Source organism: Brachybacterium sp. FME24 (assembly GCF_014897705.1).
Taxonomy (GTDB): domain Bacteria; phylum Actinomycetota; class Actinomycetes; order Actinomycetales; family Dermabacteraceae; genus Brachybacterium.
On the sequence record NZ_JABUXV010000031.1, the window covers coordinates 1 to 23,613 of the forward strand.

General features: G+C 68.8%; 13 protein-coding genes. 5 read left to right on the forward strand and 8 right to left on the reverse strand.

Annotation, left to right across the window (positions count from 1 at the left end; translation table 11 throughout):
* Positions 1–107 (forward strand): VOC family protein (locus INT51_RS21260; protein WP_304502282.1); only part of this gene is annotated, 107 nt, incomplete at its 5' end.
* A gap of 229 nt (positions 108–336) precedes the next feature.
* Here INT51_RS21260 and INT51_RS21265 read toward each other — a convergent pair.
* Positions 337–3,522 carry a GH92 family glycosyl hydrolase gene (locus INT51_RS21265; protein ID WP_226986032.1) on the reverse strand — a complete coding sequence of 1,062 codons (3,186 nt, stop codon included), beginning with the start codon at positions 3,520–3,522 and terminating at the stop codon, positions 337–339.
* Positions 3,523–3,843: 321 nt separating this feature from the next.
* Here INT51_RS21265 and INT51_RS21270 point away from each other — a divergent pair, with 321 nt between their 5' ends.
* The 3 genes from INT51_RS21270 to INT51_RS21280 all read left to right on the forward strand — a co-directional run bounded on the left by INT51_RS21270 (position 3,844) and on the right by INT51_RS21280 (position 12,282).
* A complete protein-coding gene (locus INT51_RS21270; protein WP_193107409.1) occupies positions 3,844–4,812 on the forward strand; it encodes a hypothetical protein in 969 nt (322 codons plus the stop codon).
* A 258-nt stretch (positions 4,813–5,070) separates the two neighbouring features.
* Positions 5,071–9,012, forward strand: coding sequence for a GH92 family glycosyl hydrolase (locus tag INT51_RS21275; protein WP_193107410.1), 3,942 nt, complete (start codon positions 5,071–5,073; stop codon positions 9,010–9,012).
* A 9-nt stretch (positions 9,013–9,021) separates the two neighbouring features.
* Positions 9,022–12,282: a GH92 family glycosyl hydrolase gene (locus INT51_RS21280; RefSeq protein WP_193107411.1), complete on the forward strand. Its 3,261-nt coding sequence runs from the start codon at positions 9,022–9,024 to the stop codon at positions 12,280–12,282.
* 42 nt (positions 12,283–12,324) lie between these two features.
* Here the strand turns inward: INT51_RS21280 and INT51_RS21285 are convergent, their stop codons facing one another.
* The 7 genes from INT51_RS21285 to INT51_RS21315 form a co-directional block, all read right to left on the reverse strand.
* Positions 12,325–13,341, reverse strand: coding sequence for a LacI family DNA-binding transcriptional regulator (locus INT51_RS21285; protein ID WP_193107412.1), 1,017 nt, complete (start codon positions 13,339–13,341; stop codon positions 12,325–12,327).
* A 67-nt stretch (positions 13,342–13,408) separates the two neighbouring features.
* Positions 13,409–14,422, reverse strand: coding sequence for a LacI family DNA-binding transcriptional regulator (locus INT51_RS21290; RefSeq protein WP_304502281.1), 1,014 nt, complete (start codon positions 14,420–14,422; stop codon positions 13,409–13,411).
* 80 nt (positions 14,423–14,502) lie between these two features.
* The gene (locus INT51_RS21295) at positions 14,503–15,621 is read right to left on the reverse strand and encodes a sugar-binding protein (protein WP_193107413.1); all 1,119 of its coding nucleotides are present in this window, start codon (positions 15,619–15,621) and stop codon (positions 14,503–14,505) included.
* Positions 15,622–15,753: 132 nt separating this feature from the next.
* Entirely contained in the window at positions 15,754–17,025 is a 1,272-nt protein-coding gene (locus INT51_RS21300) for a sugar ABC transporter permease (RefSeq protein WP_193107414.1), read from the reverse strand.
* Between the two features lie 27 nt (positions 17,026–17,052).
* Complete coding sequence (gene mmsA / locus INT51_RS21305) at positions 17,053–18,600, reverse strand: multiple monosaccharide ABC transporter ATP-binding protein (RefSeq protein ID WP_193107415.1); 1,548 nt, start codon at positions 18,598–18,600, stop codon at positions 17,053–17,055.
* A 340-nt stretch (positions 18,601–18,940) separates the two neighbouring features.
* Positions 18,941–20,671, reverse strand: a complete 1,731-nt coding sequence (locus tag INT51_RS21310) for a glycoside hydrolase (RefSeq protein ID WP_193107416.1) — start codon at positions 20,669–20,671, stop codon at positions 18,941–18,943.
* A 381-nt stretch (positions 20,672–21,052) separates the two neighbouring features.
* Entirely contained in the window at positions 21,053–21,787 is a 735-nt protein-coding gene (locus INT51_RS21315; RefSeq protein ID WP_193107417.1) for a GntR family transcriptional regulator, read from the reverse strand.
* 319 nt (positions 21,788–22,106) lie between these two features.
* On the opposite strand from INT51_RS21315, the gene INT51_RS21320 reads away from it, so the two are divergent.
* The gene (locus tag INT51_RS21320; protein ID WP_193107418.1) at positions 22,107–23,249 is read left to right on the forward strand and encodes a hypothetical protein; all 1,143 of its coding nucleotides are present in this window, start codon (positions 22,107–22,109) and stop codon (positions 23,247–23,249) included.
* Positions 23,250–23,613 lie beyond the last annotated feature (364 nt).

The window sequence follows — 23,613 nt, forward strand, 5'->3', positions numbered from 1 at the left end:
AGGAGGCCGTCCGGCTCGGCGCCACCGCGGAAGACGATCAGCCCAGCCCCGAGCGTTCGCGCGTGCTGCGTGACCCGGCCGGGCACCCCTTCTGCCTGCGCGGCTGAGGGCGCGCAGCTCGGCCAGCAGGACGTCGAACTCCTGACGGGTCATCACCATGAGTCAAATGCACAAACCTACGAGCAAATACACAATCGAGTGTGGATGTGTGGATGTGTGGATCTGCGAGGTAGATGTGTGAGTCTGCGCAGATCCCAACCAACGGTGCTCCCGCCGATCGAGGCGGTGGCCGGCGGCTCACCCCCTTGAGTGCGCATCAACCCCACCTCCCGTCCGCTACGCCCTCTCCGCGACCTGCGCCCCGTCGTCGGCGATCGCGAAGACGTGCAGGTTCTCATTGCTCGGGAAGTTCACGGCGGCGATCTGCGTCCCCTCGGGCGGGGACCAGGCGTCGGTTGCGAAGAGATAGGTGGTGCTCGCCCCACCGGAGTTGTGGTCCATCGTCGCGACCACCGTGTTGCCGTCGATCGGGGAGCCGTCCTCAGTCGGCAGCACCCAGTCCCCGAGGGCGATCGGCACCTCCTGCGTGGTGCCATCGGTGAGCTCGACCGAGACCGTGTCGTCGACGTTGCCGTGGGTACCCACACCCACGAAGGAGATCGACTCTGCCGGGCCGGGCAGCTCGACCCGCTGCCCGTCGGCGGTCAGGGCGTTCGGACTGCCCGGGGCCACGTCGGGCCACGAGAAGGCCAGGCCGTGCACCTCATGTCCGGAGCCCGGCACGAGTCCCGCATCGGCCAGCGCCTCCTGCGACAGGCTGTTGCCCGACCCGTCGAGATCTCCCGGTGAGGAGCCGTCGTCCGGGGCGCTGCCGACGGTGTTGAATGCCGCTGTGAGCGACCCGGGCGGGGCGACGCGAAGCCGGATCGGCAGCGTCCTGACCTCGTCGGACCCCTTCCGACCCACCGTGAGCTCAACGTCATGATCCCCGACGGCGACCTCGTCGGAGACGGTGAGGTCGATATCGGCGACCACCTGCCCGGAGCTGTCAGGGCGCAAGGGCCGTGCCGTGGCGGAGATGCCTTCAGGAGCGTCCACGTCGACGGCCACCGGACGGTGGTTCCCGCCGAATGCCTGCACGGTGGTCGTGACGGTCGCGGACTCTCCCGGCGCAACGGTGCGGAAGGACGGAGTCGCCGTCGCGATGAGCTGGGATTCGCCCTCACGGAACGACGGCGGAGCCGCCTCCTCGCCGGTGCCCCAGCCCTGATCCGGGGAATCCGACATCGACATGTCGATGACGCCGCCCTCGGCGATCAGGTCCTCGGGCAGGAAGGTCCGCTCCCACGGCTCCCCATCGATCTCCATGCCGGCGATGTATCTGCTGCCCTCGGCGGCGCCCGGGGCGAGGATCTCCAGCTGGCGATCCTCGCCCAGGTCGATCGCCACCCGTTCGAAGCGCGGGGCGTTGAGGGTCAGCACGTCGGTGCCGGGCGTGGATGGGTACAGCCCCATCGCAGCCCACACGTACCACCCGGCCTGCGCACCGAGGTCGTCATTGCCGGGCTTGCCGTTCGGCGTGGGCTGGAACAGCTCATCGATGATGTCGTCGACGAGCTCCGAGGTGCGCGCCGGCTGGCCGACGTAGTTGTACAGCCAGGGCACACCGAAGTTCGGCTCGTTGCCGATCCACAGCTTCGGTGAACCGTCACCGGCGTTGTGCTCGGAGGTGAACTCGTCGAGCCGCGCGCTTGCCGCCTCCCTCCCGCCGAGCGCCTCGACCAGGCCGGCGACGTTCTGGGGGACCAGCCAGGTGTACTGATGGTCGTTGCCCTCGTCGAAGCCCTCCTGCCCGAAGCCTGATCCGCCGCTCGGCTCGATGAACTCCCCGGATTCGGAGCGGGCGGACATCAGATCTGTGGCCGGGTCGTAGATGTTCTGCCAGTACTGCCCGCGTGCCTGGAACTCGGCCGCGACCTCGTCCCGGCCGGTGGCCGTGGCCAGCTGCCCGATCGCGAAGTCGGCGATCGACCACTCCAGGGTCACCGAGGCGCCGACGATCCTGTGGTCGCCTCGGAAGTCCTCGGTCTGGGGGCCGTACCCGAGCTCGAGGTAGCTCTCGAGCCCGGGGCGCTGCACGTACCCGTCGGTGTCCGCGGGGGTCTGCGTGGCGCCCTTGATCATGTGGTCCAGGGCGGAGTCCACGTCGAAGTCACGGGCCCCGAAGGCGTGCAGGGACGCGATCAGCGGCACGGAGGAGTCACCCGTCATCTGCCCTGTCGGCTGATTCGCCACCGGCCATCGGGGGAGCCACCCGAACTGCTCCGCGTCGTTGACCAGGGACTGCGCCATGTCGGAGGCACGCTCCGGAGCGATGATCGCGTGGAGGGCAGCGAGCGAGCGGTAGGTGTCCCAGTCGGAGAAGTTGGCGTACTGGGTGTGGCCCGGGTCGACCTCGTGGATCTCGCCGTCGAAGCCGGCGTAGCGCCCGTCGACGTCGTTGAAGGTGTTCGGGTGCATCAGCGAGTGGTACAGCGAGGTATAGAACATCGTGGTGTCGGAGTCGGCCCCTCCGGAGACCTCGATCCTGCCGAGCATCTCGGCCCAGGCGTCACGGTTGGCCTGCTGGAGGGAGTCCACGTCCCATTTGGGGATCTCCTCGGCGAGGTTCGCCGCTGCCCCGGCCGCATCCACGTAGGAGATGGACGACTTGACGGTGACCTCGGAGCCGGCCGGGAAGGTGAGCCAGGCGCCGGCAGCCTGCCCGGTGGCGGTCGCCTCGCCCGGACGGAGCTCGCCGTCCTGCCAGGTGCCGAAGTCCTCGACAGCGGTGTCGAACTCCATGACGAAGTGGGTGGTGTGCTGGTTGCCCTTCCCGCAGAACCCGCCGGTGGTCACGGCGCCGGTCACGGTGCTCCCCTCGACCTCCAGGTCGACGTCGTACACGCTGGCCTTCGAGCCACCGGCGTCGAGGATCACCTGGGCCGGCTCGCCCTCCGGGAAGTCGAACGTCATGCCGGCGGAGCGGGTGGCGGCGAACAGCTCGACGTCGACGTCCGAGTTCTCCAGGGTGACGGCGTACTTCCCGACCTCGGCGGACTCGGCGTCATGCGAGAACTGCTCGGTGCGGTCCCAGGGTGCCTCGCCGATCTCCCCGGTGACTGGGAGCAGCGGAAGGTCGCCGAACACGTTGCAGCCCGCTGCCGCGTGGGTCAGGCTGAAGCCACTGATCTCGGAGTCGGAGTGGCGATAGCCCGCATAGGAGCTCGGGGTGTCGGGCGAGACCTGCACCATCCCGAAGGGCATCGACGGGCCGGGGAAGTTGTTGATCTCCCCGACCACGGCCCCCGTCGCCGCACCGGTGCCCACCATCGGGTCGACGTGGTCGAGAGGATCGTGCACCGCCGCGTCGGCCCCGCTCGGGGGAGGGGCCGCCGTCGCGGCGCCGACCGTCCCGCCGACGCTCAGCGCCAGTGCCGTCAGCAGTGCCGCGGCGCTGCGTGCCGTTCGTGATCTGGTCAAGGGTCTCATCGCGAATCATCCGCTCAGTTCGTGCCGGGCCGCTGTGCCCGAGCCACTGCGGGCCCGCGTCATCGCGAGCCTCCGGGTGACACCTCCCCACCCGGGAGCAGGGTTCCAGCCGCATGACAACCTTGTCAACAGGTGGGAAAGGGTGTTGACTCGGTGGCGTCCGCGGATGACCGCGCCGAGTGCACGCAGCAGATCGACCCAGGGCTGCGGCATCTCGACACGACCGTCGGACGTCCCGCAATCCCTCCGACTGCTGGGGTGATCGACGCTCCAGCCCGTCCCTCACGATGATGTGACGACGAAAGGACCGCCATGCGCTGGCGCACCGCACTCTCCACCACTGCCGCCGTAGGACTGCTCTCGATGGGCATCGCCCTGCCTGCCCACGGGGCGCTGACCACGTACTGCCTGGGCACCGCCGCAGACGTGACCGTACCCGGGGACCTGGTCGTCCGCGCCGACCAGTCCTGCGACCTGTCCGGCGTGACCGTGACCGGGAACGTCACCGTTCGAGCGGGGGCGGATCTGATCGCCCAGGGTTCCACGTTCGAAGGCAACCTCCGTGTGCAGGAGGATGCCTATCTCGACGCGAAGGGGTCGACCATCGCGGGCAAGCTGGTCCTGCGCTCCGCCTACGGCGCCTACGTCGAGGACGGCGCCGTCGCTGGCCGCACCGACGCCCAGGAGTCAGGATTCCTCTACAGCCTGGGCTCGGAGCACAGCGCCAGGGTCGTCGCCGCGAGCGGGGAGACCTATCTCGACGGGTCCGTGGTCCGAGGTGACGTCATCACGACCGACGAACACCTGACGGACATCTACGACAGCTGGATCACCGGCGATCTGAGCGTGACCGACGCTGCCGAGGGCGGGCTGCTGTGCACCAGTGAGGTCGACGGCGATCTCAGCTACGCGGGCAGCGGGGGAGTGGTGCAGATCAGCGCCGGCGCACCAGTGGGACCCTGTGGCGTCAGCTACGTCGGCGGCGACGTCGCGCTGACGGACAACACGGACGGCGTGCTCATCAGCAGCACGATCGTCCGCGGCGACCTGCGCTGTGACGGGAACGACCCGGCCCCGACCGGCACGGACAACCGCGTGCGAGGAGCATCCGAGGGCCAGTGCGCCGAGCTCGCCGCGCCGGCGGACACCTCCGGCGGCGCCCGGCTCGCGCCGCAGCAGGTCGACGACCGCCGCGACGGCGTCCTGGAGAAGGCCGGAGTCCGCGCCGCCGAGGGTGAGCGGGAGGCCGCCGCCGCGGGCAGCGCCAGGATCGGCGGCTGACCCGCCCCCGGCGATCGTCGAGCAGCTCGGAGCCCGTCCCTGGTCAGGGGCGGGCTCCTGCTATGTGGCGAAGGATTCCGGGCACTGGCAGATTCCCGGCGAATCAGACATCTTCGGCGAGAGGGGTTCCCGGGAGTGGCGCAGGTCGCTACCATCGCAGATGACATCGTTGTCAAAGGCGTGTCGGCGCCGAAGCCCGCAGGGGGAGCCTCACCCGCGGAGCACGGCGGCCGGGCACCTCACGAGGGGAACCACCACATGTCCAGGACCAGCAGCAGACGTCTTCCGCGCTCGGCCCGAGTCTCCCGAGCAGTCCTCGCGGCAGCGTTCATCCTCGGACTGACCGTCCTGCCGCCGGCGGCCGCCGCGCCCAACGCACCGGACGCTCCGGGCACGACGTCCGAGGAGCCCGCACCGCGCTTCGCGACCTCGTACGAGACCGACGACCCGGAGCTCGACTGGACCGATCAGGCCGAGACCCGCCCCGACGGGACCCCCTGGTCCGAGAACATCGCCACCTCGTCGGTCCCCGGCGACCTGACCTCGCGCGTCAGCGCCGTGACCGCGAGTGCCGAGAACTCGCCGCAGGAATCGGCGGCGAAGGCGGTGGACGGGAGCTCCGCGTCGAAGTGGCTGGCCTTCGACTCCGCGGCCTGGCTGCAGGTCGAGCTCGAGGAACCGCTCGTGATCGCCGACTACCTCCTGACCTCCGCCAACGACTCGCCCGAGCGGGATCCGAAGGACTGGACCCTGCAGGGTTCGACCGACGGCACCACCTGGACCACCCTGGACACCCAGGCGGACCAGTCGTTCGACGAGCGCGGCTCCGCCACCACCTACGAGACCGACAACACCACCGCGTACCCGTTCTACCGCCTCGACATCTCCGCCGTCGCCAGTGGAGACACCGTCCAGCTCGCCGAACTCACTCTGTCCGACGGCTCTGCCGAGGCCGATCCCGGAATGCAGGTCACGCCCGGCAGCGGCCCCGCCGCTGCGTACGCGTCGGCGACCGAGGTCGGATTCACCGGAGTGGGCTCCCTGCGCTACTCCGGCAGCACGACCTCCGAAGACGGCGGCCACCACTGGCAGAAGCTGCATGACGTCGATCTCCCCATCGCCGCGGACACCGAGCTCAGCTACCGCATCTTCCCGGAGTTCGGGGGCGACCAGAGCTACGCCTCGACGAACGCCGCGATCGACCTCGCCTTCACCGACGGCACCTACCTCAGCGAGCTCGGCGCACAGGACCAGTACCGGTTCGACAGTTCGCCCGCCGGGCAAGGGGAGTCCAAGGCACTCTTCACCGACCAGTGGAACCAGCGCACGCTGCGGCTGGGCGAGGTCGCGGAGGGCAAGACCATCGACCGCATCCTGCTCGGCTACGACGCCCCCGTCGGGCCCGTCGGATTCGCCGGCTGGATCGACGACATCGAGATCGCCGAACGACCGGTCCAGAGCGAGGAGCGTCCCTCGGACTGGGTCGACACCCGCCGCGGGACCCATTCCTCCGGCGCCTACTCGCGCGGGAACAATCTGCCCGCCACCGTGGTGCCGCACGGCTTCAACTTCTGGACCCCGGTCACGGATGCCGGCGCACTGAACTGGCCCTACTCCTATCACCAGGGCAACGACGAGCAGAATCGTCCGCAGCTGCAGGCCTTCGCCGCCAGTCACGCCCCGAGCCCCTGGATGGGTGACCGGCAGACCTTCCAGTTCATGCCCTCGACGGCCGAAGGCACCCCGGACACCGACCGGGACGCTCGGGCGATGACGTTCTCCCATGACAAGGAGAAGGCCACCGCCCATCACTACAGCGTCGAGTTCGACAACGGCATGGTCACCGAGATGGCGCCGACCGACCACGCAGCGATAGTCCGTTTCAACTTCCCGGAGGGCGACGCCTCCGTCATCTTCGACAACGTCAATGACGACTCCGGTCTCACGCTGAACGACGACGGCACCGTGTCCGGGTACTCCGACGTGCGCAGCGGACTGTCCGCCGGCGCCACGCGCCTGTTCGTCCACGCCGAGTTCGACCAGGAGGTGGTCGAACAGGACGCCGAGGATGGCAACACAGGCTGGGTGCGGCTCGCGCCCGAGGCTGACGGCAGCGCCACGATGCGCATCGCCACTTCGCTGATCAGCCTGGAGCAGGCGAAGCGGAACCTGGAGCAGGAGATCACCCCGGACGACACCTTCGACACCGTGCGCGATCGCGCGCAGGCGGCATGGGACGAGAAGCTGTCGATCATCGAGGTCGAGGGCGCCTCGCCGGACGAGCTCACCACCCTCTACTCGAACCTGTATCGCCTCAGCGCCTACCCGAACTCGGGGTTCGAGAACACCGGGACCCTGGAGGAACCGCAGTTCCAGTACGCCTCCCCGGTCTCGGACCCGACAGGAGAGAGCACCGAGACCGAGACCGGTGCGAAGATCGTCGACGGCAAGATCTATGTCAACAACGGCTTCTGGGACACGTACCGGACCGCCTGGCCTGCGTACAGCCTGCTCATGCCCGATGACGCGAGCGAACTGGTCGACGGCTTCGTGCAGCAGTACCGCGACGGCGGCTGGGTCTCTCGCTGGTCCTCGCCCGGCTACGCGAACCTGATGACCGGCACCAGCTCCGACGCCGCCTTCGCCGACGCCTACACCAAGGGCGTCGAGCTCCCGGATCCGAAGGGCACCTACGAGGCCGGCCTCAAGAATGCGACCGTCACCCCGCCCGGCAGCGCGACGGACGCCGACGTCGGCCGCAAGGGATTGGGCACTTCCATCTTCCGCGGCTGGACCGATACCGAGGTCGGCGAGGGAACCTCCTGGGGGCTCGAGGGCGGCATCAACGACTTCGCCCTGGCCCAGCAGGCCGAGCAGCTCGCCGCGGAACCGGGGCTGAGCGACGCCGAGCAGGAGCGGCTCCACACCGAGTCCGCCTACCTCGAGGCCCGGTCGAACAACTACGTCAACCACTTCGACCCCGAGGTCGGCTTCTTCCAGGGCCGCAATGACGACGGCAGCTTCCGCTACGCGCCCGACGAGTACGACCCGAGGTCCTGGGGAGAGCACGACTACACCGAGACCAACGGCTGGAACTTCGCCTTCCACGCCCCGTTCGACGGGCAGGGCCTCGCGAACCTGTACGGCGGTCGAGAGGACCTGGCGAAGAAGCTCGACGAGTTCTATTCGACCCCGGAGACGGCTGGATTCCCCGGCACCTACGGCGGAACCATCCACGAGATGACCGAGGCCCGCGACGTCAGGATGGGCCAGTGGGGGTTCTCGAACCAGGTCTCCCACCACATCCCGTTCGCCTATATCGACGCCGGCCAGCCCTGGAAGACCCAGCAGATCACCCGTGAGGTGCAGTCGCGCCACTTCGTGGGCAGCGACATCGGCCAGGGCTATGCGGGCGACGAGGACAACGGGGAGACCTCAGCCTGGTGGCTGTTCACCATGCTCGGGCTCTATCCGCAGCAGCTCGGCGGCGGCACCTACGCCGTGACCTCGCCGCTGTTCACGAAGGCGACCGTCCACCTCCCAGGCGGTGAGGACATCGTCGTCAACGCCCCCGAGAACAGCACCGAGAACATCTATGTCCAGTCCCTCGCGGTCGACGGCGAGAACCGGGAGCAGGCCTGGATCGACCACGAGACGCTCGCCGACGGCGCCGTCCTCGACTTCGCGATGGGCCCGGAGCCCTCCGACTGGGGAGCGGATCCCGAGGATGCCCCTCCGTCGCCCACCACCGGCGATGAGCCCCCGGAACCGCTCACCGATCTCCTGGCCGACCCGGCGCAGGTGGGAGGGGTCGAGGGCGTGGAGCAAGTCGTCGACGACGACTCGTCGACCCAGCTCGTCCTCGCCCCGGAGGACGCCCTCACCTATCAGTCGGACGAACCGCGCAATGAGGTCACGATGTACACGCTGACCTCGGGCGATGACTCCGTCGGACACCCGACCGCGTGGGTCGTGGAGGGCTCGCGCGATGGCGAACGGTGGTTCGAGATCGACCGCCGCGAGGACGAGACCTTCGACTGGGAGAACCAGACCCGGCCGTTCCGGGCCACCGGGACGCGGGGCCCGGGCACGTACACCCACTACCGGCTGCGGGTGCTCGAAGGATCTTCCGAAGAGGTCGGGCTCGCCGAGCTCGAGTTCTTCGACATCGACGTCGACCAGCCCGCCCCCGAGAAGTAGGAGTAGACGATGTCGCATCGCCGCCTCGTCCCGTTCATCGCGTTCGCAGCCGCGCTGAGCCTGGCCGCCCCTCTCGCCACCGCCGCGCCGACGGACGAGGCCTCCCCGGCCGACTCGGTCGACCTCGTGAACCCCTTCATCGGCTCCCAGGCCGAGGGGAACACCTTCCCCGGAGCGAGCCTGCCCTTCGGGATGGTGCAGCTCTCCCCGGACACCGGGCACTACGCCGGGTACCGGTACACCGACGACCGCATCCGGGGCTTCTCGATGACCCACGTCTCGGGCGTGGGCTGCGGGCTGGGCGGCGATCTGCCCATGACCCCGATGACCGGTCGGCCGGACTCCACCGACTACGGCCAGTACGCGCAGCGGTTCCGGCACGAGACCGAATCGGCCTCCCCGGGGTCCTACCAGGTGACCCTCGATGACCCTGATGGTGCGGTGACCGCGGAGCTCACCGCCACCACCCGCACCGGGCAGCAGCGACTGACCTACGAGGGCTCCGAGGAGTCGGGCCTGATGCTCAATGCTGGGCAGGCGCTGCACGGAATGAGGAGCTCGAAGGTCGAGGTCCTCGACGACCGCACGATCCGCACGACGGTCGAGGGCTCCGGCTTCTGCCAGGAGACCGAGCCGTACACGCTGCACTTCCTGACCACCTTCGACCGCGACATCGAGACTGTCGACCTCTTCGACGGCGACGAGTTCACCGCCGCGAGCACCGATGGCTCCGCTGTCACCGAGGGGGAGGCGCGGCAGGGAGCCTGGATCGGCTTCGACACCACGCAGGACCAGGACGTCGAGGTCACCACCTCGTTGTCCTGGGTCGACGCGGATGGTGCCGCCGGAAACCTGGCCGAGGAGGGCGGGCGCAGCTTCGACGAGGTGCGTGATGCCGCCCGCAGCATCTGGCAGGAGCGGCTCGACGCCATCATGGTCGAGGGCGGGAGCGAGGAGCAGCGGCGCACCTTCTACTCCTCCCTGTACCGCAGCCTGCTGGGGCCGCACCGCGGCGACGACGTCGACGGCCGCTACCTGGGCTGGGACGATGAGGTCCACACCGCCGACGGCCACGGGTACTACCAGACCTCTTCGCTGTGGGACACCTACCGCACCCAGATCCAGCTGCTGGCGCTGATCGCACCACAGGAGGCGCGGGACCAGTCGATCTCCCTGATCCTGCAGGGCGAGCAGAGCGGGCGGCTCCCGCGCTGGGGATGGGGACCGGTCGAGACCAACGTGATGACCGGCGACCCCGTCACCCCGCAGCTCGTCACGTCCCAGCAGTACGGGCTCCTCGAGGGCTGGGAGGATCGACTCTGGACGCAGCTGGTCCAGAACGCCGACACCGTCCCGTCGACGGGCCATCCGGCCAACGGGCGCGCCGGCAACGACCACTACCTCGAGCACGGGTATGTGCCCGCCGAGACCGGGGCGGAGTGCAGGCCGGGCGACTGCGACCTGGACCATGCAGGGTCGGCGACGATGGAGTACGCGGTCGCCGATGCGGCGATGTCGGTGCTCGCCGAGGACCTCGGCCACGAGGACGACGCCCTCCGCTACGCCGAGCGTTCCCGCTCCTGGGAGAGCATCATCAACCCGGATACGGGGTTCCCCCAGCCCCGCGATGCCGACGGGGTCTTCGTCGGCGATCCGGACCCGGCCTTCACCAAGGGGTTCCATGAGGGCACTTCCTGGCAGTACAACTGGCTGGTCCCGCAGGACGTGCCAGGGCTGATCGCGAAGATCGGCGGCACGGAGGCCACCAACGAGCGTCTGGACAGCTTCTTCGCCTACGACCAGCTGCTCGCGGACCCCGAGGGGACCGCCCGTGACGTTTGGGTCAACAGTGCCTACGACTACTACGGGACCTCCCGCTACAACCCGCAGAACGAGCCGGACCTGCACGCCCCCTACCTCTACCTGTGGACGGGGCAGCCCTGGAAGAGCCCGGACGTGGTGCGGGCGGCGCTCACCCTGTTCTCGGACAACCCCTCCGGCATCACCGGCAATGACGACGTCGGCACCATGTCCGCCTGGCACGTGCTGTCCTCGCTGGGGATCTATCCGGCGATCGCCGGCACCGACGTCCTGACGATCGGGTCCCCGATCTTCGACCGCGCCGTGATCGACCTTCCGGAGCCGTTCTACGACGGTGATCTGGTGATCGAGGCGCCCGGCACCTCGCAGGACGCTCGCTATGTCCAGCAGGTGGAGCTCGACGGCCGCACGCACCGCCAGAGCTGGCTGACCTCCGCCGACCTGCGCGACGGGGCTGACCTCGATATCGACCTCGGCACCGAGCCCTCGGACTGGGCCACCCGCCGCGGCGAGCAGCCACCGACCCCGGTCCCCGGGCGTGGAGAGCGGCAGCTGGAGGATCTCGGCGCCGCGCTCACCACCGACGCGCCGCTGACAGTGGTCTCGGGCGAGGAGACGACGATCGACGCCACCGTGTCGGCCGTCCTGACCGGGCGCGGCGAGATCACGGCCGACGTCGCCCTCACCTCCGACGATGCTGTCGCTGTGACCCCGGAGCAGGGGGAGCTGCGCGTGCAGGGAGATGGTTCCCCGCAGCGCGCCGAGCTGCCCGTGACGCTGACCGTCCCGGCCGATGCTCCCGCGGGCGAGCACACCGTCACCGCGACGGTGACCTCCCGGCTCGGCACCGTCGAGTCCGAGCTGGTGGTGCAGGTGCTGGATACCGGCTGCGAGGCGGCAGGCTCCCAGTGCATCGTGCCGCTGGAGGATGCGCTCACCCTGGACGGCGTCGCCACGCTCGAGGACCCCTCGGCGGGGGACTTCGACGGGAAGGGATGGGCCTTCGCAGGCGATGAGCTGCCGGCGCCCGGCGAGGTACCGGTCGACGACGTGGTGATGCGGATCCCCTCGACCGAGGGCACGGACCCGAACCTGGCAGTCGGCCCCTTCACTGTCGAGGTCGGGCAGCTCACCCAGCGCCTGACCCTGCTCGCCACCGCCCGCAACGGCGATACGAGCGACGTGCCGCTGACCCTCACCTACGCCGACGGCAGCGCCGAGGAGACCACGGTCTCGGTCGGGGACTGGGCAGGCGGCTCGCCGTCGTTCGACAACCGGCCGGGCCTTCACCAGGAGTACCGGATCGAGAACGGGGTCGGCCGGGTAGGACCGGAGACCGATCTGTGGCTGCTCGACGTCCCGACCGACCCGACCCGGGAGCTGGCCTCGATCACGGTCGGCGACGAGCCCGACCTCGCCGTGATGGCGGTGACGGCGCAGCACGCCTGACCCGCGCCGCCGCGGGGGCGGGACCGGATCACCGCAGCGTGGTCACTCCAGCGGCGTCGCCGTGGAGCGGCGCACGACCAGCTCGGTCGGCAGCCGCACCCGGCGGCGCCGCCCTGCTCGGCCGTGGATCCTCTCCAGCAGCATCTCGGCGCCGACGGTGCCCATGTCGGCGGGGGAATTCGAGACCACGCTGACCCCCAGCACGTCGGCGAGCTCGACGTCGTCGAAACCGATCAGCGCGGGAGGGTGCGCGGCGTCCGCCACCGCGCGCATCCCACCGACCGCCATCCGGTTGTTCGTGGCGAACACCGCAGTGGGTGGGGAGGGGAGTGCCAGCAGCTGTCGCATCGCGGCCTTAGCCCCGTCGGCGTCGTGGGCGTCGGTGACGATGAGACCCTCGTCGATCGGCACCTCGGCCTCGGCCAGGGCGCGGCGCACGCCGGCGATCCGCTCGCGATGGGTGGGCAGCGAGCCGAGATCGCCGATGACTCCGATCCGCCGGTGCCCCTGGGCCAGCAGGTGGTCGATCGCCGCACGGGATCCTCCGACGTTGTCGAACATGACCTCGTCGACCTCCAGGCCGCGGCCCGGTCGGTCCAGGAACACCGTCGGGGTGCCGCTCTCCGCGCGATGCTGCAGCTCGCGGTGGTCCGTGCGCGAGGAGACGACGAGCAGACCGGCGACACGACGCTCGAGGAAACCGCTGATGACGCGTGCCTCCGAGGCCGGGTCCTCGTCGCTGACTCCCGTGAACAGGAGCAGGCCCTGTGCGGCCAGCACCTGGCCGGCGGCATAGGCGATCGCCAGGTAGAAGGGGTTGGAGACGTCCGCGATGACCATCGCGACGACGTTCGATGTGCGGTGCGAGCGCAGGTCGCGCGCCAGGAGGTTCGGGCGGTACCCGAGCTCGGCGGCAGCCTTCTTCACCCGTTCGTAGGTGATCGGCGCGACGTGCGCCTCATCGTTGAGCGCGCGGGACGCCGTCTTGATGCTGACCCCGGCGGCCTCGGCGACCTGCCGCAGGGTGGGGAGTCCCCGCAACGCGTCGTGCGTGGACATTGGGCTCCCTCGACAACTGCTCCGGCATGGTTGTGAGCATGATAGTCGCGCCCGCCCTGCCCTGTTCTCAGCCGCCGCATCCGCACGACTGCCGCAGGGTCAGGGTCGTCCCGAGGACCAGGTGCTCCACCGGCAGCGAGTGGTCCTCGAGGCGCGCGAGCAGTCGTTGTGTGGCGCGGTGGCCGAGCTGCCCCGGGTCCTGCTTCACCACGCTGATCGCGGGGTCGAGCAGGTCCGCGTGACCGAAGTCGTCGAAGCCCATCAGGGCGATCTCCCGCTGCAGCCCTCGCTGCTGGAGGGCCCGTACCGCTCCCGTGGTGATCTGGTTGCGGGCGGTGAACACCGCGGTCGGCGGGTCCTCGCCGTCGAGGAGGTCGAGCAGCGCCTGCGCGGTCTCCGCCTCGGTCGTGAGTCCGTCGACGACCTGGAGGTCGTTCGCGGGCAGTCCGGCGTCCTCCCATCGGCGTCGCGCACCGGCGATGCGCTGGGCGGCAGTGTGCAGAGTCCCGAGATGGGTGAGCACTGCGACGCGGCGATGTCCGTGGTCGATGAGGTGCGAGATCGCGTCCCGGGCGCCCTGGGTGCTGTCCGCCATCACCGTGTCCACCGTGATCCCGTGGGGTGGGCGGTCGACGGCCACGATCGGGGTGCCGAGGTCGATCTCGTGCTGGAGGTAGGACAGATCGCCGGGGGAGGGCATGAGGACGAGCCCGTCCACACGACGGGCGAGGAGGCCGAGTGCGAGCTGGCGCTCGCGGTCGGGATCCTCGTCGGTGCTTCCCGTGAGGACGCTGACGCGGTGCTGCTGAGCGGCGTCCTCGATCCCTCGATGGAGGGCGGCGTCGAACTCGTTGTCGACGCTCGCGACGAGAAGCCCGAGGCTGTCGGTGCGGCCTTCTGCGCGTCGCAGGTTCCCGGCGATCATGTCGCGCCGGTAGTGGAGCTCGGCGGCGGCCAGATGCACCCTTTCCGCTGTCCGCTCGGTGACCCCGGGCTCCCCGTTGATCACGCGGGAGACCGTCTTGAAGCCCACGCCGGCGCGTGCGGCGACGTCCTTCATCGTGGGGCGTTTCCTCGACACCAAGGGCTCCTCTCGACAGAGGTGGCTCCATGGTCGAGCGACCATGGAGCCACCTGCTGTGGTTCGTCCTGCGGGAGCGTTCAGCCTTTCAGGAGCGCCAGACGATCGGGGTCGTCGGCGAAGACCTCCTTCGCGTTCTCCTTCGTCACCACCACCGGATCCAGGGCGTAGATCGGCACATCGATCGTCCCGTTGTCCTCGGTCTCGTCGGCCGCGGGCGGCTCCTCGCCCTTCTGGTAGGCGGAGATGAGCTCGATCGTCTTCGCGACGAGGTCCTTCGTGGGCTTGTGGACGGTGGAGTACTGCTCGCCCTTCCAGATCGAGGTGATCGATTCGGTCTCCGCGTCCAGGCCGTCGACGACCGGGACGTCCTGGCCGGCGGCCGTGCAGGACGTGATGATCGCGCGGGCGATTCCGTCGTTGGGGGACAGCGCCCCGTCGATCTGCTTGTCCGAGTAGTTCGAGGCGAGCAGCGAGTCCATACGGCTCTGGGCCTTGCCGTTGTCCCAGTCCTGGGTGGCGACCTGCTGGAAGTCCACCTGCCCGGAGACGACGACCACGGTGCCGTCGTCGATCTTCGGCTGGAGCACCGACATGGCGCCGGTGAAGAAGTTCGGGGCGTTGGGGTCCGCGGGTCCGCCGCCGAACAGCTCGATGTTGTACGGGCCCTCGCCCTTGCGCTCGGCGAGCCCGTCGAGCAGCGACTGGCCCTGCAGCTCGCCGGTTCGGATGCTGCCGAACTGCACCACGGCGTCGACCGCGTCGGTGTTCTCGATCAGGCGGTCATAGCCGATGATCCGCACGCCGGCGTCCTTCGCGGCCTTCAGGGCGCTGCCGAGCTGGGTGCCGTCGATGGGGCCGACGACGATCGCCTTCGCCCCCTGCTGGACCATGGCCTCGATCTGCTGCTGCTGCTGAGGCACCTTGTTGTCGGCCGCCTGGACGAGCGCGGTGAAGCCTGCCTCCTTGAGCTGCGCCGTGAACAGGTCCTGGGCCTCCGCCCAGTTCTGCGTGCCGAGCCAGGGGAGGGACACCCCGACGGTCGCGTCGGCGTCGAATCCGCCGCCGGCGCCCGAGTCCCCGCCGCTGGTGTCCTCGGCGGTGCGGCCCCCGCCGCACGCGGCGAGGAGGAGGGAGCTGGCAGCGGCGACGCCGCCCAGGGCGACGGTCCTTCTCGTCACGGTCTTCGTGGTCTTCATGGGAACTCCTTCTGAGGATGGGTGCCCGCCATCGGGCTCCCAGATGAGGTGATGCGGGGGAGGTGATACGGGGTGGGGTGGTGCGGGAGGATGGTGCGCCCGGGGAGGCTGTCGCCCGGTCGCCCAGGGGGACTACTGCCCGGTTGCGCCGGGGGTCGTGGGGGCGATCTGCACGGGTTCGGCGGTCGTCTCCGACTTGGTCCGATCGCCGAAGAGGCGCCCGCTGATCGAGGGGCGGCCCTGCTGCTTGTTGTAGACGTCGAAGGCGACGGCGGCGAGGAGCACGAGCCCCTTGATCACCTGGGTCTTGTCCTGGCCCACGCCCATGAGGAACAGGCCCGAGTTCAGCGTGGCCATCACGAGGCCGCCGATCATGGTCGCGGTGACGGTGCCGATGCCGCCGGAGACGGCGGCGCCGCCGATGAACACCGCGGCGATCGCGTCGAGCTCCCACATGTTGCCGTCCGAGGGGCCGGCGGAGGTGGCCCGGGCGACGAACAGGATCCCGGCGAGAGCGGCGAGGAACGACATGTTCACCATGACCAGGAAGTAGACCTTGTCCACGCTCACGCCGGAGAGGGCCGCGGCCTGCTTGTTGCCGCCCACGGCGTAGATGTGGCGGCCGAACGTGGTGCGCTGGGTGATGACGTGGTAGATGATCACCAGCGCCACGAGGATCACGCCCGGCACCGGGAACGACGTGCCGGGGCGGCCGCTGCCGAACAGGAAGGTGACATAGGCGAGGACCGCGCCGACGAGCACCACGCGGATGATCACGGCGGCGAAGCTCAGGCCGGTCTCACCATCCGCGACCCGGCGGCGGTAGGTGCTGATCTGGCTCCACGCGTACAGGGCGATCGCGAGGATCCCCAGCAGCAGGGTGGAGTTGTTGAGGTACGTCCAGGCGGGGCCCCATTCGGGGAGGTAGCCCGCGCCCAGCACGTTCAGCTCGGGCGGCACGGGGACGCTCACGGATCCGCTGATCCAGATCACGCCGCCGCGGAAGAGCATCATGCCGGCCAGCGTGGTGATGAACCCGGGGATCCCGATCTTCGCGAGCCAGAACCCGTGCCAGCACCCGATGAGGGCGCCGATCACGAGGCCGGCCAGCAGCGCCGCCCACCACGGGAAGTGGAGGTCGCGCGCCGAGAGGGCGACGCACATGCCGACGAATCCGGCGACCGAGCCGACGGACAGGTCGATGTGGCCGATGACGATCACCATCACCATGCCGATCGCGAGGATCAGCACGTAGGCGTTGCCGGCGATGAGGTTCTGCATGTTCCCGGGGGTGAGCATCTTGCCCCCGGAGGCGAGGTGGAAGCCCAGGAGGAGCGCCACGAGGGCGAACACCATCGTGAACTGACGGAAGTCCGTCCCGAAGACCTGCTTCACTGCATTCATTGTTTTGTTCTCTCGTTCCTGCGCCGGTCAGGCAGCGGATCCGACGGTGGTGGTCATCATGCGCATGAGCGTTTCCTGGTCGGCCTCGGAGCGAGGAACCTCCCCGGAGATGCGTCCTTCGCAGATGGTGTAGATGCGGTCGCAGATCCCCAGGACCTCGGGGAGCTCCGAGGAGATGACGATGACGGCCTTCCCCTGGTCGGCGAGGTCCTGGATGAGGCGGTAGATCTCGAACTTCGCGCCGACGTCGATGCCGCGGGTGGGCTCGTCGAGGATCAGCACGTCGGGCTCGGGGAACAGCCACTTCGCGAGCACGACCTTCTGCTGGTTGCCGCCCGAGAGGGTGGCGACGCCGACGTCGATGCCGGGGGTCTTGATCCGCAATGACTTGCGGTACCTCTCTGCGACGGTGCGCTCCATCGCGTCGTCGATGAGCCCCCGACGCACGACGGCGCGCAGGTTCGCCGAGACGATCGTGTCCTTGATGCTGTCCAGGAGGTTCAGGCCGAGGAGTTTGCGGTCCTCGGAGACGTAGGCGAGGCGGTGGCGGATCGCCTCGCGGACGGTCTTCAGCTCGACGGGTGCGCCGTGGAGGAAGATCTGGCCGGACTTGTGCACGCCGTAGGAGCGGCCGAACAGGGAGCGTGCGAGCTCGGTGCGGCCGGCGCCCATGAGGCCGGCGAAGCCGACGATCTCGCCGCGGCGTGCCACGAAGCTCTCGTCCTTGCAGACCAGCTTGCCGGGCACGGTGGGGTGCTCGACAGTCCAGCCCTGCACCTCGAGGATGACCTCGCCGCCGGTGTTCGGCTCGTGATCGGGGTACCGGTTGTCGAGCGAGCGACCCACCATGGCCCGGATGATCCGGTCCTCGTCGACCTGGCCAGCCTCCACGTCGTAGGTCTCCACGGTGCGGCCGTCACGGATCACGGTGACCGCGTCGGAGACCTCGGCGATCTCGTTGAGCTTGTGGGAGATCATGATCGAGGTGATCCCCTTGGCCTTCAGTCCCTTCATGAGGGTGAGCAGGTTCGCGGAGTCATCCTCGTTCAGGGCGGAGGTGGGCTCGTCGAGGATCAGGATCTTCACGTTCTTCGCGAGCGCCTTGGCGATCTCGACGAGCTGCTGCTGCCCGACGCCCAGCGTCTTGATCTGGGTGCCGGGGTCGACGTCCAGGCCCACCCGGGCCAGCAGGTCCAGGCTGCGTCGCCGCAGGGTGCGCCGGTCGATGAGCCCCTTGGCGACGATCTCGTTGCCCAGGAAGATGTTGTCCTCCACGGAGAGCTCGGGGATGAGGGCGAGCTCCTGGTGGATGATGACGATGCCGACGCTCTCGGAGGACTTGATGTCCTTGAAGGCCATCTCCTCGCTCTCGAACAGGATGCTCCCGCTGTAGGTGCCATGGGGGTAGACCCCGGAGAGCACCTTCATGAGAGTCGACTTGCCGGCGCCGTTCTCGCCGCAGATCGCATGGATGTCACCCCGGCGGACGGTCATCGTGACGTCGTCCAGAGCCCGGACGCCCGGGAACAGCTTGGTGATGGTGCGCATCTCCAAGATCGCGTGCGGATCGCGCATGGGAACCTCCACTCCTCATCGAGTGCGACCGCAGACCGGTCGACAACGTTGTCATCATAGGGGTGAAGGGGCCGACGATTCCGCCGAGAACAGATCACAGGAACGTCACGGTTGAGGAAAGCGGCATCCGCGGCCGCTCTGTGAATGCCTCGAGATCCTCCGGTGTGAAGGGGTCCGCTGCCTGATGGGCCCATCAGGCAGGCAGAGGGGCTCTTCAGAGGTGAAGGTGCTGGTGCCGGTGTCCGCGATCCCGCAGGGCGGGGTCGAGCACGTGGCGAGGAGGCGACGTGCACCACGACCGAGCCGAGCGAACGTATCCGCGACAGTCCGGGGGAGCGGATCAGCGGGCCTCCTCCAGCACGAGCAGGGAGACGGAAGGCAGCGGGAGCTCGACCGTCAGCTCGAGGGTGCCCTCGGTGCTCGCCGTCACGTCGGCCGCCGCCGTCAGCTCCTCGAGCCCTTCCCGCGCGTGGATCTGGGCGAGCTGCTCGTCGCTGGGGACCTGAGGGGATCCCAGGCTTTCCCAGATGGTGGGACTGTTGGAGTGCTCGGCGTCGATGCGGTGATGGGTGAGCCGGTACGCGACGGCCTCGAGCCCGCGCACGGTGAGGGAGGCCGGGGTCGGTGCGTCGGCGGTGCGGTACTGCTCGTCGGTGTGCCGCCAGAGAGCGGTGACGATCCGGCCGGCGCTGTCGCGCGAGGCGAGCACGTCGATCTCCTCGGGCATGGCGCCGCCGCCTGCCTGATCGAGGAGCTCGACCCCGTGGGCGGCGTCGCTCGAGGCCTCGACCCGGGTCTCCCCGAGAAGCGACAGCAAGCGGTAGCCGTTCAGCAGCGGCTTCTCGATGCGGTCCGCGGTGAGGAATGCTCGGGTGCCCTCGAAGTAGCGCTCGCCCTCGAAGTAGAAGCCCCACGACATCGCCTGTTGAACATTCGCGCCCTCGAGGTCGCTGAGGTCGAGCAGCTTCTTCATGAGCTTGACCTGGAACACCGGGTAGTACTCGGTGTTCTGGAAGCGGAAGTTCGCGTTGTCGTAGAACGAAAAGTGGGCGGGAACCCCCGCATCGCACTCGTCGATAATCGCCGGCAGCGACCGGTAAGCGGGGAACTGCGCCATGACGCGCAGCATCGAGCGCACCTCGTAGAGCATCTTGTGGGCCGACGGGCTCTGCTGCTCCGGGGCCTCGCCGCCGGTGGGTCCGTAGACGCGCCACGGCGTGAAGGAGGAGCCCTTGGTGTGGAAGGAGACGAAGTCCAGCGGCAGATCGTGCTCATCGGTGTAGGCCAGGAAACCGTGCAGGAACTCGGTGCCACCGCCGGTCACGGCGGGGCCGCCCACCTTCGCTTCCGGCAGCACGCTGCGCACACCCTCGACGGTCGCCGCGTACAGCTCGTGGAACTGCTCGGGGGTGCCGCGCCAGTAGAAGATGTCCGGCTCGTTCCACAGCTCCCACAGCCAGGTGTCCACCTCGGCCGCGCCGTAGCGCTCGAGGCAGTGCGCGGCCACCGCGGCGATCAGGTCGCGCCACCGGTCGTAGTCGCGCGGCGGGTAGGCCCACTGGCCGGCCTCGTAGGCCGAGTACGCGGTGGGGCTCGAGGGGATCGTCAGTTCGTCGGCCTCGGGCGGGAGGAGGTCCCGCGGGGTGAAGCCGATCTCCACGAGCACGTGGTGACCGGCCTCGACGATCGCGTCGTAGGCCTGGTCGAGGATCGTGAAGTCGTAGAACGGGGCGCCCTGGGCATCCTCGTGGTAGACGTTGCCGTTGCCCCAATGGGGGATCCCGAAACCGGATCCCGAGCACAGCGCGTAGTGGGGGCGGATGTGGTATCCGGTGCTGGTGAGGTCGCCGAAGGTGTTCAGGAGATGGCGACCGGTGGGCGTGTACGTCCAGTTGATCTCGTCGAAGCCGACGCTCTCCCACAACCTGGTGAGCGTCCCGACCTCGCGGCCGGCATCGATCTGCACCGAGGCGGCGGTGACGTGAGGGGCGGTGGGGTCGCTCGGGGCGTTGGGCGGGAAGGCTCGGGCGCTGGTGAGGTTCTCGTGGGTGGGCTTGGCGGTCGTGGACACGCGCGGTCACTGCCTTTCGGGGCTTCACGGGATGCTGCGGTCTGCGGGGAGGGGCCGAGCGACTGCGCTCGGGTGGTGCTCGGGAACCGGAGATGCTGGTGATGCTGCGTGCGGCGGGAGGCGGGGATCGCTCGCCTCATCGGGTGACGCTGGACGCGGGAGCGGCTGCTGTGCCGTCGGGCCGTCTTGCCGGACGTGGAGGGCTGGGTAAGCGCCTTCGAGATCCTGGCGACCAGATTAGGGACCGTGATTGCAGGTTGTCAACAATCTACGAGAAGGAGTTCAGTGAGGGCGTGGGAGAGGGGTCGGCGACAGGAGCGGGTCGCGCGCTGACCGCCGCGTCGTGCGGAGACTGCCGCTTGCACGCAGCAAACTGCCAGGTCAGAGCGCAGTCTTGCCTTCGGGTCCCGGCCCTGAGAGCGGCCCGGTCTCGGTGGGATCCTTCTCGAGTGCCTGCATCTTGCGGATCTGGCGGAGCGTCCATCCGATGTGCTTCTCGATCGACAGCACCGCAGCCTGCTGATCGCCAGTGGCGAGCACGTCGCGCATCTCCTGATGCTCCACGTGCAGCTTCGAACGGAACTCGGAGCGGTCGGTGCGAGCATTGAGGAAGATGGAGACCTGGCTGCGAAGCATGTCCCAGGTGCGCTGCAGACGCGAGTGGTCGGCAGCCGCGTAGATCAAGTCGTGGAACTCGAGATCCAGACGAACGTGCTCGTTGTCGGACTCCTCGGCAGGGATCGATCGCATCTGCTCGATCACCGCATCCAGGTCCGCCAGCAGCGGGGCATCGATGCGCTCGGCGCAGCGCTCCATCGCCAAGCGTTCGATGGCCAGGCGCATCGAGTAGATCTCTTCGATGTCTGCGTAGCTCAACGTGATCACGCGTGCCCCGCGGTGCCGCTGCGACTCGACGAGTCCTTCGCGTCCCAGCAGGGAGATCGCTTCGCGAACCGGCCCGCGGCTCACCGTCATCGAGTTGGCGAGCTCGGCCTCCTTGAGGCGTTCGCCCGGGGCCAACTGTCCACTGGTGATCATCTCTCGAAGTCGATCGGCGATCAGCGTCGACAAGGCAGGAGGGGTGGCCATCCCGGCGAGGAGCTTCGATGTCGCCATGAGCGCGTCCTCCTGCCGAACGAGGGGTGGGGTGGGGAACTGCGCAAGAGTGTAGCGGCGACATGGCGGGGACCTCCGGCCGCCAGCCGGGTCTGCGCTGCGACCGGACGCTGCTGCACGCCTGGATCGAAACTGCGGCCGGGAATTGCTGCCGGGAACTGCTGCACTGATAGGTGCCACATGAACTGTGGCTGAGCCGTGATGTTCCTCCGTGGTGTGACGAAGAGAGGTCAAGCTTCAACGTGTCATAGTCCTTTTTATCGGCTGGCATTCTCCGTGAAGTCACCCTGTTACATCCACCGCGCAGAGGAGTAGGGGCATGACGAATTCTGAGCATGAGGTAGTGGCCATCGGCGACGGCGAGGTCGCCGAGACCTCGGGCGGATCGCTGGAGGGGGCCATGCGCGTGCAGGATTCGGACGCAGTTGCTTTCGCCGCGGAGTTCCTCAAGAAGATCATCCGGATCCGCGGGGTCCGTATCGATCGCTCGTCCTTCTTGCCGCAGGAGCTGCGAAAGCTTGGTCTCGACCAGGAGGTCATCGACCGTGCGCTCGCGACCTCCCCGGTCCAAGCCGGAGTCTCTCTCGCCCAGCTCGATGAACTCGCTGGTGCGTCGATCTCGTTCGAGACGAGCAAGGCCGTGGCGCTGTCGTTCTCTGCAGGTCTCCCCGGTGGCTTCGCGATGTTCGCGACGGTCCCCGCGGACATCACGCAGTACTACGTGCATGCGTTCCGAGTGATGCAGAAGCTGGCCTATTTCTACGGCTGGCAGAACTTCATCGCGGATCTCGATGACGTCGATGACGAGACCTTGGGCAAACTCGCAGTGTTCCTCGGCGTCATGATGGGTGTCGGGGGCGCATCGGCATCTCTGACGAGCTTTGCCGCGCACGTGGCGCGGCCCGCGATCCAGAAGCAGATCACTCAGAAGGCACTCACCAAGACGGTCTGGTACGGCCCGATGAAGAGCACTCTCAAGCTCATCGGCATCAAGGTCACCAAGGACTCCTTCGCCAAGACGGTCACCAAGGCGGTGCCCGTCGCAGGCGGCGTGATCTCGGGTGGTATGACACTGGTGTCTTTGCGCACTCAGTCCGGGCGGCTCAAGCAGCACCTCCGCGAGCTGCCCCCGCCCGGCGTCGATGCCGCCGAATATCGCGGCGCCGTCATAGCGACTGATGAGGAAGCAGCGGCTGGAGCCGGGCGGCTCACTGCGGCTCGGGAGAACATCGAGAGTGCGGCGGGGGACGCTGCCTCGGGGATGAAGGGCTTCGCGCGCGGAGCCTGGGGATCGGCCAACGCCGCCGGTAGCGGTGCGTTGCGACGCGGTCGGACGATCTTCGACAAGTCCCGAAAGGGCGAACGGAGCTCCGGTGCGAGCGGCGCTGAGGCTGGCGTCGAGGAGGAGATTGGTGAGGCGGAGTCGGGGGACCCGTCACAGCAGGACGCCCGGCGATCCTGACGTTCTCATCTGCCGACAGGCCCTCTGGTTGTCACGGGTCATGGCGTTGTCGACACGGTCGCGGCAGGGGTCGACAGGCCCCGGCGTGAGGCGAGGATCGCCGGCACAAGCGCCCCGCCGAGGGGGTAGGCGTGCTCAGCACCCAATGAATCAGGGCGCGGGTGAGGGACGTGCCCGCGAGAAGCTGCTGGAGCGAGGGGCCCGTCAGTCCAGAGGGGGCGTCGCGCTCACGCCTGCGTGATCTCCACCAGCGCCGCCGTGAACGGTGCCGGATCGAGGTCGCCGCGGATCGCGAGCTGCTGGGTGTACCCGTGGCACAGCGCGACGAAGGCCTCGGCGATCTGCTGCGCCTGGGCCGGTGGGC

Coding starts and splice junctions, on each gene's coding strand:
- INT51_RS21280 (WP_193107411.1), top strand. CDS start 9,022: ATGTCGCATCGCCGCCTCGTCCCGTTCATCGCGTTCGCAGCCGCGCTG.
- INT51_RS21270 (WP_193107409.1), top strand. CDS start 3,844: ATGCGCTGGCGCACCGCACTCTCCACCACTGCCGCCGTAGGACTGCTC.
- INT51_RS21300 (WP_193107414.1), bottom strand. CDS start 17,025: ATGAATGCAGTGAAGCAGGTCTTCGGGACGGACTTCCGTCAGTTCACG.
- INT51_RS21315 (WP_193107417.1), bottom strand. CDS start 21,787: ATGGCGACATCGAAGCTCCTCGCCGGGATGGCCACCCCTCCTGCCTTG.
- INT51_RS21285 (WP_193107412.1), bottom strand. CDS start 13,341: ATGTCCACGCACGACGCGTTGCGGGGACTCCCCACCCTGCGGCAGGTC.
- INT51_RS21275 (WP_193107410.1), top strand. CDS start 5,071: ATGTCCAGGACCAGCAGCAGACGTCTTCCGCGCTCGGCCCGAGTCTCC.
- INT51_RS21320 (WP_193107418.1), top strand. CDS start 22,107: ATGACGAATTCTGAGCATGAGGTAGTGGCCATCGGCGACGGCGAGGTC.
- INT51_RS21295 (WP_193107413.1), bottom strand. CDS start 15,621: ATGAAGACCACGAAGACCGTGACGAGAAGGACCGTCGCCCTGGGCGGC.
- mmsA (WP_193107415.1), bottom strand. CDS start 18,600: ATGCGCGATCCGCACGCGATCTTGGAGATGCGCACCATCACCAAGCTG.